This window comes from Rhodococcus sp. FH8 (assembly GCF_019266085.1).
Lineage (GTDB): Bacteria > Actinomycetota > Actinomycetes > Mycobacteriales > Mycobacteriaceae > Rhodococcus_F > Rhodococcus_F qingshengii.
The window spans coordinates 1,005,382-1,018,100 of sequence record NZ_LPNQ01000057.1; the positions used below are offsets into that span (position 1 = coordinate 1,005,382).

Annotated in this window: 14 protein-coding genes; 5 read left to right on the forward strand and 9 right to left on the reverse strand. The window is 62.7% G+C overall.

Annotation, left to right across the window (positions count from 1 at the left end; genetic code table 11):
• Position 1: 1 nt before the first annotated feature.
• On the reverse strand, positions 2–1,033 hold the full coding sequence (locus tag ATN38_RS07480) for a hypothetical protein (protein ID WP_211920890.1): 1,032 nt from the start codon (positions 1,031–1,033) through the stop codon (positions 2–4).
• Positions 1,034–1,117: 84 nt separating this feature from the next.
• The gene (locus tag ATN38_RS07485) at positions 1,118–2,017 is read right to left on the reverse strand and encodes a LysR family transcriptional regulator (RefSeq protein WP_064074303.1); all 900 of its coding nucleotides are present in this window, start codon (positions 2,015–2,017) and stop codon (positions 1,118–1,120) included.
• A 188-nt stretch (positions 2,018–2,205) separates the two neighbouring features.
• On the opposite strand from ATN38_RS07485, the gene ATN38_RS07490 reads away from it, so the two are divergent.
• Both ATN38_RS07490 and ATN38_RS07495 read left to right on the forward strand, forming a co-directional pair.
• The gene (locus tag ATN38_RS07490) at positions 2,206–2,844 is read left to right on the forward strand and encodes a hypothetical protein (protein ID WP_007732640.1); all 639 of its coding nucleotides are present in this window, start codon (positions 2,206–2,208) and stop codon (positions 2,842–2,844) included.
• Positions 2,841–3,617, forward strand: coding sequence for an SDR family NAD(P)-dependent oxidoreductase (locus ATN38_RS07495; RefSeq protein ID WP_007732641.1), 777 nt, complete (start codon positions 2,841–2,843; stop codon positions 3,615–3,617). Before ATN38_RS07490 ends, ATN38_RS07495 begins: the two co-directional genes overlap by 4 nt.
• Before the next feature lie 15 nt (positions 3,618–3,632).
• On the opposite strand, the gene ATN38_RS07500 is transcribed toward ATN38_RS07495, so the two are convergent.
• The gene (locus tag ATN38_RS07500; protein WP_058226566.1) at positions 3,633–4,394 is read right to left on the reverse strand and encodes an SDR family NAD(P)-dependent oxidoreductase; all 762 of its coding nucleotides are present in this window, start codon (positions 4,392–4,394) and stop codon (positions 3,633–3,635) included.
• A gap of 198 nt (positions 4,395–4,592) precedes the next feature.
• Here ATN38_RS07500 and ATN38_RS07505 point away from each other — a divergent pair, with 198 nt between their 5' ends.
• Positions 4,593–5,369, forward strand: a complete 777-nt coding sequence (locus tag ATN38_RS07505; RefSeq protein ID WP_054187449.1) for an SDR family oxidoreductase — start codon at positions 4,593–4,595, stop codon at positions 5,367–5,369.
• A gap of 110 nt (positions 5,370–5,479) precedes the next feature.
• Here the strand turns inward: ATN38_RS07505 and ATN38_RS07510 are convergent, their stop codons facing one another.
• Genes ATN38_RS07510 through ATN38_RS07535 form a run of 6 tightly spaced genes read right to left on the reverse strand, consistent with a single transcriptional unit; the run spans position 5,480 to position 11,147 of the window.
• Positions 5,480–6,304 carry a MaoC/PaaZ C-terminal domain-containing protein gene (locus tag ATN38_RS07510; RefSeq protein WP_218747773.1) on the reverse strand — a complete coding sequence of 275 codons (825 nt, stop codon included), beginning with the start codon at positions 6,302–6,304 and terminating at the stop codon, positions 5,480–5,482.
• Between the two features lie 14 nt (positions 6,305–6,318).
• Entirely contained in the window at positions 6,319–7,497 is a 1,179-nt protein-coding gene (locus ATN38_RS07515) for a lipid-transfer protein (protein ID WP_003940050.1), read from the reverse strand.
• On the reverse strand, positions 7,497–7,925 hold the full coding sequence (locus ATN38_RS07520; RefSeq protein WP_003940399.1) for a MaoC family dehydratase: 429 nt from the start codon (positions 7,923–7,925) through the stop codon (positions 7,497–7,499). Before ATN38_RS07520 ends, ATN38_RS07515 begins: the two co-directional genes overlap by 1 nt.
• Positions 7,922–9,037 carry an acyl-CoA dehydrogenase family protein gene (locus ATN38_RS07525; protein WP_125051992.1) on the reverse strand — a complete coding sequence of 372 codons (1,116 nt, stop codon included), beginning with the start codon at positions 9,035–9,037 and terminating at the stop codon, positions 7,922–7,924. The genes ATN38_RS07520 and ATN38_RS07525 overlap by 4 nt, the downstream gene beginning before the upstream one ends.
• Positions 9,037–9,984, reverse strand: coding sequence for a bifunctional MaoC family dehydratase N-terminal/OB-fold nucleic acid binding domain-containing protein (locus tag ATN38_RS07530; protein ID WP_064687713.1), 948 nt, complete (start codon positions 9,982–9,984; stop codon positions 9,037–9,039). Before ATN38_RS07530 ends, ATN38_RS07525 begins: the two co-directional genes overlap by 1 nt.
• A complete protein-coding gene (locus tag ATN38_RS07535; protein ID WP_003940442.1) occupies positions 9,981–11,147 on the reverse strand; it encodes an acyl-CoA dehydrogenase family protein in 1,167 nt (388 codons plus the stop codon). Before ATN38_RS07535 ends, ATN38_RS07530 begins: the two co-directional genes overlap by 4 nt.
• Before the next feature lie 130 nt (positions 11,148–11,277).
• On the opposite strand from ATN38_RS07535, the gene ATN38_RS07540 reads away from it, so the two are divergent.
• On the forward strand, positions 11,278–11,736 hold the full coding sequence (locus ATN38_RS07540) for a nuclear transport factor 2 family protein (protein WP_030537000.1): 459 nt from the start codon (positions 11,278–11,280) through the stop codon (positions 11,734–11,736).
• A 114-nt stretch (positions 11,737–11,850) separates the two neighbouring features.
• Positions 11,851–12,708 (forward strand): MetQ/NlpA family ABC transporter substrate-binding protein, encoded by an 858-nt coding sequence (locus tag ATN38_RS07545; protein ID WP_003940478.1) that lies wholly within the window; start codon positions 11,851–11,853, stop codon positions 12,706–12,708.
• Positions 12,709–12,719: the final 11 nt, after the last annotated feature.

The window sequence follows — 12,719 nt, forward strand, 5'->3', positions numbered from 1 at the left end:
ATCACTGTCCTTTCGTGGATGGAACGGCGAACGGACGAAATGTCCGCTGGCCATAGAGAAGATCGAGGAGTTCGTCGAACTCACCCAGTAGGTCGACCGCGTCGGGACGCAATCTCGGGTTGTCCTGCATGCAGCCGTCGGCAAACACCTTCATCCGTTCGTGGGTCTGCTCGCCCAGCATTCGGAGCATCAAATGATGAGCCATGTAGACGTCCCAGGCCGGAGACGCTCCTTCGCCGAGTTCCGGTGGGTACGAATCACGATCGGAACCGATCGTCGCCACCGGGCGGCTGCCCGTACGGGTGGCAAAGGACCAGCCGACCAGCACCACCCCGTGCCGATCAGGCTCGATCAGCACGTTCTCCGCGGTAATCGCCGTGTGCACCCAACCAGTCGCATGCGCTGCTGCCAGAGCCCGAAGTAGCCGTCGGTGCATCCACGCCCAGTCCCGTGGATCGAGGCCACCTGGATACGCCTCACGGACGTCGGCGAGACTCACAAAACCTTCGGTCAGATCGTCCAACACATCGATCTGACGTCTCGTGCCGCTGCCCACATGGGTGATTTGATCGATCAATCGCGGGAAGTACGAGACTGCCCAACCGGCTTCGCACGAATTCTCGATGTCCGTCAACACATTCCGTTCGGCCTCGATCATCGAGTTCGCCCGAGGGTCTCGCGGAATCTTCAGTACGACACCGGCATCGGACCGGTACAGGTTAGCGACCGAGCCGCGCGCTACCAGTCCACCCAACGTGTACTCGCCCCGCTCGCCGACATAAACGGGCCGAGAATCTGCCGGCTCGAACTCCGCTGTCCAACTGCGGTATAGCTCGTTCAACCGAGATGTTGCGGCCGAGTATCGCACCCGATCTTCGGGCTTCGCCCGGTCCGGATGAATGGCGGAGGCGAGCCGATGAAAACGACGCTTCGCAGCGCGACGGGTGTCGAGATCGCTGGAGCCTCCCCCGAACACATCGGCCGAAACTCGTGCTGCCTCGACGATTTCAAGTGCCGTGCTGATCGTTTTCATGGTTTTAGTCTATCCGACTAAAACGAAGACGGCAAGAATGCGTATTTCATCCGAGTACATGCGCATCACATCAGGACACGGCAATCACCTGGCGGTACCGAGGGCTGAAACAGCTTTGCGTAGCTCGATCACTGCCGGACTGCTGTCGCCCTCGCGGGTACACAGATCGATCGAACACTGCTCGATGTCGGAAATGCGCACGAAACTGATATCCGAGCGGGTGTAGTACTCGGCAATGGTTGCTGCCGTTATCACCACCGCCCGACCGTTGGCGACAACCTCGAGCGCTTCGTCCATCGTGCGGACAGAGGGACCGTACCGGACGGGTACACCACTCGGGCGCGGGTCCACCGACCACCATTTCACCCATTCGGGTGGTGCGCCGTCACTCGAAACCTGCACAGTCCCATCTATTTCAGAAATCTCGATGCTCGCGCGACCCGCCAGTCGGTGCCCTCGAGGCAGAGCCAACACCCGCGGTTCGACGCCTATCCGTTCGAGCACCACACCGTCGAGCACCGGCAGTGGCGGTCGCACGAAGGCCGCGTCGACGGTCGCGCTCGCCACCGCGGAAACCTGTTGGGACCAGTCCAATTGGACCAGCTCCACCTCCGCATGCAACGAATCGATCACCGCACGTCCCAAACTTCCGGCCGCCCCGTTGATGAATCCGATCCGCAACCGCCTGGCCCGCCGACGCTCGAGTGCGTCGAGCCCGTTCATCGCGCGGACGGCGAACTCGAGAGCGGGCCGTGCATCCGCGACGAACACCTCACCCGCGGCGGTGAGCACCACCGGGTGCGAACTGCGATCGATCAACTCGGTTCCCACCTGCTCCTCGAGTCGACGAATCTGCTGACTGAGAGCAGGCGCCGTGACGAACAACCGGTCTGCCGCTCGTCCGAAGTGCCCTTCCGCCACGACGACGAGCAACGAGGACACCAACCGCAGATTCAGATCTTCACCTCTTCTCGCCTTTTTCATTACCGTCCATTCGGTTGTCTTAGGCCGCCGTTCGCCAGCAAAGTGATGACCATCACGGTATCTGAACAGCGGAGTTAAGCAAACCGGCAATTGTCGAACGAAGTTCTACATGTACAGCGAATGCCACGTCAGGTCACAGTTGTCGCAGATCCGGACAGCCCGCCGAATCCGCGAAACCAGGAGATGTGATGAGCAAGTACGAGCACGAATTCGTCCACATGATGGATGGCGTCGAAAAGCAATTGGAAACCATCGACAATCCGCGGCACCAGAAGATCCTCCGAAACTACCGGCGCCACGCATTGCTCGAGGTCTCCGGTCGTTACAAGGAAATCCTCTCGCCCGACATGACCGTCGAAGAACCCGTCTACCGGTTGTTCGAAGACGGGCAGTCGATTGTTCTGGACGGCATGGACGCCGTCACCAACTTCTACCAGTCACTCGCCGAGACGGACACCCTTGTCATGTGGACCGGACAGTCCGACTTCGCGGTCTCCGACAGCGGATTCTCGGGTGAGACTCTCTTCAGTCAATTCGTCCCAGGATCGATTCTGGGAGACGGGGTGTTCGGCGCGGTGCACGAATCGGGTGGATCCACCCCCGCAGCCCCCGAACAGTCGTCGGACATCGACCCCGACGGTTGGTATCTCGTGCGTCGGACCTTGGCATTTGTCTGGCCGTACGACGAGCAGGGGCGACTCATCGGTGAGCATGTCTACGAAGATTCTGCTTCGAAAGTCGTGACCAAGGTGGACCCGAGCGAAGTCATCACGGCGGCGCGCGCAGCCGAACTGCTTGCCCCACTGCTCGAAACGCACCTGCCGTGAGCGCGCCCGTAGCCATTGTCACCGGCGCAGCTGCCGGGTTGGGCGCCGCTATTGCCGAGCGCCTTGCGGAGGACTTCGGCACCCTGCTTCTCCTCGACATCGAAGAGGCCGCACTCGCCGACACCGCAGCACGCCTGGAAAGCCTTGGCGTAGCAGTCCACACGGCACGATGCGATGTTCGACGTGAAGGTGACGTCAAGAACGCCTTCGACGTGGCTGCATCGGCCGGAAGCCCGACTGCACTCGTCAACGGCGCCGGAATCGGCGTCTTCACTCCGTTCCTCGAGATCACCGAAGACCAGTGGGACAACACCTTTGCGGTGAACACCAAGGGCAGCTTCCTGATGTGCCGCGAATTCGTGAGCAGAACCGAGGGTCCGGCAGCGATCGTCAACATCGCGTCGATCGGTGCCCGCTTGGGCGGTGACATGCTCGCGCACTACGGACCGTCGAAGGCCGCCGTGATCGAGATGAGTCACAGCGTCGCCCGGATCGGTGCGACTCGAGGACTTCGCTCGAATACGGTCATGCCCGGCCTGATCCTCACCGACATGTGGCTTCGAACCATCAAGGAACTGCGTCGACGCGATCCCTCGCTCACAGATGTTTCCGATGCTGACGTCTTCGATTCTTTTGTCGCACAGATGGTTCCGATGGGTCGAGCTCAGACGCCCGGAGACATCGCCGAGATGGTCGCCTTCTTACTCAGTGACAAGGCTCGCAACGTCACCGGCCAGACGATTGCCGTCGACGGCGGCGCCGTGATGACCTGATCGGGTCGATGGCGGTCAGCCCCAGCGCGACTGGCCGCCGTCGAGCGGGATCGTGGCACCCGTGAGGTACCCGGCGTCTTCGCTGACGAGGAAGACGACGGCACGACCGATGTCGGTCTCGGGGTCTCCGACGCGTCCCAGCGGAATACCTGCGACAAATGCCGCTGCCTCTTCGGGATTCTTGTCCATCCACCACTGCAACGCGGGAGTCTTGGCGTGCGGGGCAACATTGAGAACGCGAATGTTGTCCTTGCCCCATTCACAGGCCGCAGCGCGGGTCAACGAGCGCATGCCTTCTTTGATGGAACCGTAAGCGCCGTAGTTACTGGCATCCCAGCGCACCGCCGCCGAGGTGACCATGTTGATGATGACGCCACCGCCACGACTGTTCATGTGGGGGTACGACGCCTGCATCATGCGCAGGGTGGCGAGCGGCCCCGTCGCGAAGGAACGCTCGAAGTCTTCGTCGAGCACGCTCGAGAGTGGGCCGGGCTTGCAGTCGTTGGCGTTGTTGACCAGGATGTCGATTCCGCCGAACAGTTCGACGGTACGGTCCACGGCGTCGGTGATGTCGTCCTTCTTGCTGACGTCGCAGACCACCGCCTCACCGCGCGCACCGATGTCAGCCAGTAGTCCGCACGTGGTGTGCAACTTGGATTCGGTGCGGCCGGCAACGGCGATCACGGCGCCCTCTTTGGCCAAGGCCAGGGCAATCCCCTGCCCGATTCCCTGACCCGCACCCGTGATGAGTGCAACTTTGCCTTCGAGCTTGCCCATGTGACTACTCCAATGTCCGTCGACGCAGAGGTCCCTTTGCGGGAGGGACCGGTCGATTCTGGTGACTGCCGCCGTTTGTCGTCTACACTCGACCTACAAAACAACCAAGCACTTGCTTGACCCTAAGGTGTGCGACCACGTCGCGTCAATCACATTGGGCGGCAATTCAGCTCGGCACCGCACCAGGAAGGCTCCACCGTGACACTGCCCAACCCCGTCGATTTCAGCGGACGCTCGGTGATCGTCACCGGCGGCACCAAAGGCATCGGCTACGTCATCGCCGAAACCTTCCTCGCCGCGGGTGCGAACGTGCTGGTCTGTGGCCGTAACGAGCCCGAAAACCTACCCACCGCCGACGGCCGTAGCGCAGCCTTTCGCGCCACTGACGTCCGCGATCCCGCCGACGCCGCAGCCCTCGTCCAGGATGCCGTCGAGCGCTTCGGCCGTCTGGACGTCCTGGTCAACAACGCCGGCGGCTCCCCCGATGCCGATGCTGCGACGGTGTCACCCCGCTTCGTCGAGAAGATCGTGGCCCTGAACCTGTTGGCACCCTTCAACGTTGCCCAGGCCGCAAATGCAGTGATGCAGACTCAGGACGACGGCGGTGCCATCATCAACATCGGCAGTGTCTCGGCGATCGACCCGCAGCCCGGAACCGCGGCGTACAGCGCAGCCAAGGCAGGCCTCCTCGTTCTGACCAAGGCATTGGCCCTCGAATGGGCGCCGAAGGTCCGGATCAACCACATCACCACCGGCCTGATCCGTACCGAGGCTGCCGCCGAGGTCTACGGCGCCGACGGCGGCGTTGCGGTCACCAGGACCATTCCGATGGAGCGCATGGCCGTGCCGGCCGATATCGCCAACTCCTGCCTGTTCCTGGCGAGCCCGCTCTCCTCGTACGTGAACGGCGCCGACATCGCCGTTCACGGCGGCGGTGAGTACCCGGCTCGCTACATGGCGACCCACCAGGATTGAAACAAATACGAAGCAGCCCCTGAGCGGATTCGCTCGGGGGCTGCTTCTTCGTGTGAACAACTGCGGGGCGCGACGAGGGGTCAAGCACCCCGCAGTTGAGTCTGGAGGGACTAGCGAGCGGAGAAGCTCACTCGTGCACCGGAAATCGCTACCTGATCACCCTTGGTGACCTGGAAGGCCAGGTCGTCGGGAGTTCCCCACGCAACGATGGACGGCGCCTCACCCGGATGGATCGCCGCAGCGAATCGACCTTCGAGACTGACAAGATCAGCCGGATGCACTCCGGCGACCCGAGCAAGCTCGAGTGTGCTGGCGGCCAACGTGCACAGGCCGTGCATGATCGGACGCGGCTGGTTGATCGGCGCCGCAGCCTGGGGATCGATGTGGATGTGGTGCTTGTCGCCCAGGAGCCGGTACATCGCCGTCTGGTTCTCCGCTGTGGTCAGCACACCGGTCAACGAAGGCTCGCCGGTCGGCTCCGCCGGACGTGAGGGTCCACGTTCTCCGCCGAATCCACCGGCACCGGGGGCAAAAAGTGACCAGGTCGCGACGAAGTATTCGCACTCCACCTTCACTTCGAACACGGCCGCTGCGCCCTTGTCCCACACCTCGCCGACCGAAGCCTTCAAGGTCACGTCACCGCTACGCGGAAGCGGAGCAAGCACTTTCAGCTCTTGCGAGCCGTGCAGTGCCGTCGAGGTGTCGAAGGCGCCCGCCGAACCCAGAGCGTCGGGAGCCCACTGCGCCAGCGTCAGAGCAAAGGTCGGCAGTACCCGAAGCTGATCCTCGAAGACGAGGTCCAGCTCGGTCGCCTTGGCGCCCACGGCAAGTGCGTACAGGATCGCGTCGCGCTCGGTGTACGACACGGTGCGGGTCCCGAGATCGGCTCCACGCCAATCGCCGGCGGTCTTCGCAGCTTCCGAAGTTGTTGTCACTGTCTTTTCCTCTCTCAAACAGCGCCGAGAACGAGACCGCTGGTGGGTACTGCTGTTCCGGCTGTGACCAATACGTTTTCGACGCCCTCGGGCTGGTTGGTCGACGTGCCTCGCACCAGTCGCACACCTTCGGCAATTCCGTTGACACCGTGCAGGTACGCCTCGCCGACCTGACCACCGTGAGTGTTGGACGGCAGGCGTCCACCGATCTCGAGGTTGCCTTCGCGGATGAAGTCCTTTGCTTCGCCTGGCTTGCAGAAGCCCAGTTCTTCGAGCTGGGGAAGCACCAACGGAGTGAAGTGGTCGTACAGGATCGCGGCGTTGATGTCGTCCGGTGTCAGGCCGCTCTGGCCGTACAGCTGACGAGCAACCAGGCCCATCTCCGGGATACCGGAGATGTCGGGCCGGTAGTAGCTGGTCATCATGTGCTGATCCTTGCTACTGCCCTGAGCGGCGCCCTTGATGACGACGGGCTTGTTGGCCAGATCCTTTGCGCGCTCGGCAGAGACGATGACCAATGCCTGGCCGCCGTCGGTTTCCTGGCAGCAGTCGAGCAGGTGCAGCGGCTCGGCGATCCAGCGCGAGTTCTGATGGTCCTCGAGCGTGATCGGACGCTCGTAGAACCAAGCAGCCGGGTTGTTGGCGGCATGCTTGCGCGCCACCACTGCAACTCGTCCGAAGTCCTCACTCGTCGCACCGTACTGGTGCATGTAGCGGCGGGCGAACATGGCGACCCACTGAGCGGGAGTCGACAATCCCTGAGGAGTCATCCACGCATACGCGGCGCGGTCAGCCGTGCTGTCCATCGGTCGATCGTGTTGGCCCAGGCCGTAGCGCACACCGGAGCGCTCGTTGAAGGCGCGGTAGCAGACCACGACGTCGGCAACACCCGTCGCAACTGCCATGGCTGCCTGCTGCACGGTGGCACACGCAGCGCCGCCGCCGTAGTGAATGCGCGAGAAGAACTTCAGCTCGCCGAGACCACAGTTGCGAGCCACGATCGCTTCGCCGTTCGTCTCCGACGTGTAGGTGGACAGACCGTCGACCTCGGACGGATCGATACCGGCGTCAGCGAGTGCCGCGACGATGGCCTCACACGCCAACTGCAGTTCGGTGCGGCCGGAGTTCTTGGAGAACTCGGTGGATCCGATGCCGACGATGGCGGCGGCTCCCGAGAGTGGGCTGATCGCCATCAGGGCCTCTCCTCTTCCTTGAAAGCGACTGCGACGGTGCCGGATGCATGGTTGCCGAGGCTGTTTGCACCCTGCACCTTGACCACGACCACTCCGTCTTCCTTGGACACGACCTCACCGGTCATCGTCATGGTGTCACCCGGGTAGTTGGGCGCCCCGAGACGAATGGCGATGCGGCGCAGGGTCGATGCAGATCCGGCCCAGTCCGTGACGTATCGACCGACAAGACCGTTGCTCGTGAGGATGTTCATGAAGACATCCTTCGAGCCACGCTCCTGGGCCAGGCTCGGATCGTGGTGCACGTCCTGAAAATCGCGAGTGGCGATTGCCGTGGCGACGATCAACGTGCGGGTCAGCGGGATCGCCAACTCGGGCAATGCCTCGCCGACAACGACGTCTGCGTAGCTACGACCGGCAAGAACGGTCATGCGAGCACCTCCACACCGGATGCGAGCTGCGCACCCAGACGCGCTAGATCGGAGCTGGAACCACCGAGGGTGGCAGCAATCTGCTTGCCCCACAACAGGTGACGGTGAACCGGGTAGTCGGTGTCGACGCCCATGCCGCCGTGAACATGCGTGGTGCGATGCACGACGCGCTGTCCGCCGTCGGTAGCCCACCACTTGGCGACCAGTACCGAGGTGCCGAGATCCAGTCCCTCGGAGATGCGCCAGGCGGCCTGCCACAGTGTCACGCGCATCGCTTCGAGATCGATGTAGCAGTCAGCGAGTTGATGATTGACGGCCTGGAAGGTCGCCAGCGGACGGCCGAACTGCTTGCGGCCGTTCAGGTACGTGACGGCCTGCGCGACTGCACCCGACCCGACGCCCCATTGGATTGCGGCCAATGCCAGCTGAACGCGGTCGATCAGCCACGGAACCGTGGTGCCGTCAGCCGCACCGATCAGCTGCGCGGGGGCACCGGCAAAGGTGACGTTGGCACAGATCTCCCAGTTGGTGGACTGCGTCTGTTCGAGCGTCACTCCCTCGGCACTCAGGTCGACCAGCAGCAGTGCCGTACCGGTGGAAGCGGTTGCCGAAACGAGAGCAAGGTTCGCGACGTGAGTCATCGGCACTACTGCCTTCTCACCCGTCACGGTCCAGTTGCCGTCGGCGTCCTGCTCAGCCGTGGTCAGTGGGTCGCCGCCCGTGTACGGACCGAACTCTTCGAGACCGACGGTCAGGAATCGACTGCCGTCGGCAACTCCCGGAAGGAGTTCGGCGCGAAGGGAATCAGAGCCGAATTCGTTGACAGCCAATGCTGCAAGGGTCGTTTCCCAGATCGGCACGGCCGCAACGTGACGTCCCTGCTGTTCGAGCAGTGCGTACAGCTCGGACAAGCCGAGGCCACCGCCGCCGAACTCCTCCGGCAGGGCGATACCGAGCAACCCGGTGCTCGCGAGCTCACGCCACAGTTCACGGTCGACGCGCTCAGCGGAGAGTTCGATCTCCTTGGTGCGCTCGATCGTTGCCTTGCTGGTGAAGACCTCGTCGGCCAGTGCGCGAATTGCTTCCTGCTCTTCGCTGAAATTGAAGTCCATCAGTGCTCCTCGCGTACGGCCGGCCGGAACGCGGGAAGCGTCAGATCCGGGTCGGCGTCGATCCAGTCAAGTTCCACGGGCATGTCGACCACGACATCTTCGGGCGCGATACCCACCATGTTGGCGATCAATCGGGTTCCCTCTTCGAGTTCGATTACCGCAACGACGAGCGGGTAGTCGAACGCGTCGATCTTGGGGTGGTGATTGACCACGAAGCTGTACACCGTGCCACGACCCGACGCGTCGATCGTGTCCCACTCGAGTGACTGGCACTCGCCGCACATCGGGCCGGTGGGATGACGCAACGTCTTGCAGGACGTGCAGCGCTGGATCACCAGACGGTGCTCTTTGGCCGCTTCGAACCAGAAAGCATTGTCCGCGTTGAGAGCCGGACGCGGACGCAGTGCACGAGGAGCTTCGGGCGCAGCAGATTCCTGAGGTTTGAACCGCAGCGTCCGCCACCGCTGGGTGCCGACAACCTGATCGTCACCGTTGCGGTAGGTCTTGAGCGTCGTGACGAAGTGTCCGACACCGAGGCCGGTCTTCTTCTCCGGCGAAATCGACTCGATGACCTCGGTGTAGTTAACGCGATCGCCTGGGCGCAGTTCGGCGAAGAACTCCTGATCGGAATCGGTGGCCACGACAGAGCTGTAGCCGGCTGCGTCGAGGGTGGCGATCAGATCGGTCCACACCTGCGACGGGTCGTTGCCCGCCATCTTGTCGGTAAAGGTCCGCATGATCCAGACCTGAAGCATCTGAGCGGGAGCGACGACGCCGTCACGACCGGTGGCGCGGGCAGCGTCGTCGTCGAGGTAGACGGGGTTGGTATCGCCCATGGTCTCGGCCCAATGCCGGATCATGGGGATGTTGACCTCGTCTGGCCCCCAGGTGGTGGGAACAAGCGTCTGGCCTACAAAAGCGTCGAGTTGCGCCGAAATGTCGCTCACTTGACCCTCTTTTCGCGAACGAGTCCCAAGCCGATGGTGCCGACCATGTCCCGCAGAACTTCGTTGACGCCGCCGCCGAAGGTGTTCACGACACCCTGACGCGAGATCTGCTCGATCTGACCGGCAAGCAGAGCGCCCGGAGACTCGGGGCGGATGCGACCGGCGGAGCCGAGAATTCCGAGCAGGGTGCGGTAGACGTCGACGTGAGTCTCGGTCCCGTACGTCTTGGTGGCACCGGCGTCGGCTCCGGAGAGCGTGTCCTGTGCGACGGCTGCCGTCATCTTCCAATTCAGCAGTCGCATGGCCTCGAGCTTGGCGTGTGTGCGAGCGAAGTCCTGTTGCACCCACGGGATGTCGATGGCGCCGTTTTCCTTGGCCCAGTCCAGGACCAGGTTCCACAGACCGTACGTGCGACCACCGATGGCCGCCAGGCCGATTCGCTCGTGGTTGAGCTGAGCCGTGATGAGCTGCCAGCCGCCGTTGACCTCGCCCACAACGTCCTTCGACGGAACTCGAATGCCGGAGTAGTACGTGGACGTCACCATCAAACCGCCGACGGTGTTGATCGGTGACCACTCGAAGCCTGCATCCTCGGTGGGGACGATCAGGATCGAGATTCCCTTGTGCTTGGGGGCATCCGCGTCGGTGCGGCAGGCCAGCCACACGTAGTCGGCAGTGTTGGCGCCACTGGTGAAGATCTTGTTGCCGTCGACGATCCACTCGTCACCGTCGAGAACCGCACGAGTCTTGAGTGACGCAAGGTCGGTGCCGGCCTCGGGCTCGGTGTACCCGATTGCGAAGACGATGTCGCCGGCCAGGATGCCGGGCAGGAAACGTTCCTTCTGTTCTTCGGTGCCGTACTTCATCAACGTCGGTCCGACGGTATTGACCGTCACGAAGGGAAACGGCAGACCTGCGCGCTGAACCTCGTCGAAGAACACGAACTGCTCTTCGATGGAGCGTCCCTGTCCACCGAATTCCTTGGGCCAGCCGATACCGAGCCAACCGTCCTTGCCCAGCAACTTCACGATCTCGCGGAAGTACTCGCCACCCACACCTTGCTCGCCGGCCGCGCGACGCTTCTCTTCCGGCAGCAGCGCCGCGAAGTACGCGCGCAACTCCTTGCGGAGCTCCTGCTGCTCGGGCGATTCCCTCAGATCCATCGCTGTTTCTCCTATGGCATTCATGGCTGGCAACTCTTGGCCTGGACGCTAACCAGATGCCCAGGTGGGCGCTGTGAGTGTCTCGATGAGCGGGAAGCCGAAACATGAGCGGCGTCACATAGGGTGAGATATGCGCATGGACTCCTCGGATCGCGTCGCTCTCACCGACTTGGCCGCCAGGTACGCACAGGCCGTCGACCGCCGAAACACCACTGCACTTGCGGCTCTCTTCACTGACGACGTGGCATTCGTCTTGCCGCCGGCACTGAACGGAACGGGTGCGCCGACGGAGATACGTGGGAATTCCGTCGTCAGCAGTTCGGTGGTCGATGCCGTCTCACATCTGCACTCGACCCGGCACATCGTCGAGCAGCAGATCCTCGACCTCGACGGCCCCACCACTGCGCACGGTGAGGCCTACTGCTCCGCCCACCACATCTATCCGCGGGGCGAGGGCCACCGGGACAACCGGATCGAGATTCGTTACCAGGACAGCTTCGAAAAGATCGACGGCACCTGGCTGTTCTCGCGTCGCGAACTGGTAGTCGATTTTGCCGAGGACGTTCCGGTCATCCTGCTCGGACAATAGGTACATGAAAAAATCGCGGTGATTCTGTATCTCCTCACGGGAGGTTTACCGGGCTAGCGTTCAGCAACTGTCACGCCATCTCGGCGTGCGTTCGGCTATGTCTTGGAGATTCACATGTCACGCTCGCGCACCAGAAGATTCCTCGCTGCCTTCGCAGTGGCCGCCGTCGCAGTCGGAACCGTAGCCGCGTGCTCGAGCGACAACTCCTCCGACGAGAACGCACCTCTTCGCATCGTCGCTTCTTCGGTTCCGCACGCCGAGATCCTGAAGTTCGTCGAAGAAAAGGGCCTGCTCGGTGACACCAAGATCGAGGTCAGCGAGATCACCGGCGATCTCGACGCCAACGAGGTGCTCGAAGCCGGAGACACCGACGCCAACTTCTTCCAGCACGTGCCGTACCAGGAATCGTGGTCGAAGGAGAAGGGCGTCGACGACCTGGTCGCAGTGGCGAAAGTCCACGTCGAGCCGCTCGGTGCATATTCCAAGAAGGTCACCAACGTGGCCGACCTGCGCCAGGGCGCAACGGTCGCTTTGTCCAACAACGTGACGAACTTCGCCCGTGGGCTGTACCTGCTGCAGCAGGCCGGTTTGATCAAGCTCGATCAGCAGTTGGGCGCCCCCGGCACCGACATCACGCAGATCAGCGAGAAGAACATCATCGACAACCCCAAGGGACTCACGTTCACCCAGGTCGATCCCCCGCAGTTGCCGCGCACGCTCGACGACGGAAATGTCGATCTCGCAATCATCAACGGCAACTACGCAATCGAAGGTGGCCTCAACCCGGCCAAGGACGCCCTGGTGCTCGAGAAGGCCGAGGGCAACCCGTACGCCAATGTCCTGACCGTACGCACCTCGCTCGAAAACGATGCGCGAGTACAGAAGTTGGCCGAGGCATTGACGTCCGCCGACGTCGCGACGTTCATCGAGCAGACCTATCAGGGCTCGGTCATTCCGGCCAGCGCTACCTGATCGAGACCCGT

Bases quoted from the DNA above. Each gene is read 5' to 3' on its own strand.
- ATN38_RS07480 (WP_211920890.1), bottom strand. From the start codon at position 1,033: ATGAAAACGATCAGCACGGCACTTGAAATCGTCGAGGCAGCACGAGTT.
- ATN38_RS07485 (WP_064074303.1), bottom strand. From the start codon at position 2,017: ATGAAAAAGGCGAGAAGAGGTGAAGATCTGAATCTGCGGTTGGTGTCC.
- ATN38_RS07490 (WP_007732640.1), top strand. From the start codon at position 2,206: ATGAGCAAGTACGAGCACGAATTCGTCCACATGATGGATGGCGTCGAA.
- ATN38_RS07500 (WP_058226566.1), bottom strand. From the start codon at position 4,394: ATGGGCAAGCTCGAAGGCAAAGTTGCACTCATCACGGGTGCGGGTCAG.
- ATN38_RS07515 (WP_003940050.1), bottom strand. From the start codon at position 7,497: ATGGCGATCAGCCCACTCTCGGGAGCCGCCGCCATCGTCGGCATCGGA.
- ATN38_RS07520 (WP_003940399.1), bottom strand. From the start codon at position 7,925: ATGACCGTTCTTGCCGGTCGTAGCTACGCAGACGTCGTTGTCGGCGAG.
- ATN38_RS07525 (WP_125051992.1), bottom strand. From the start codon at position 9,037: ATGGACTTCAATTTCAGCGAAGAGCAGGAAGCAATTCGCGCACTGGCC.
- ATN38_RS07535 (WP_003940442.1), bottom strand. From the start codon at position 11,147: ATGGATCTGAGGGAATCGCCCGAGCAGCAGGAGCTCCGCAAGGAGTTG.
- ATN38_RS07540 (WP_030537000.1), top strand. From the start codon at position 11,278: ATGCGCATGGACTCCTCGGATCGCGTCGCTCTCACCGACTTGGCCGCC.
- ATN38_RS07545 (WP_003940478.1), top strand. From the start codon at position 11,851: ATGTCACGCTCGCGCACCAGAAGATTCCTCGCTGCCTTCGCAGTGGCC.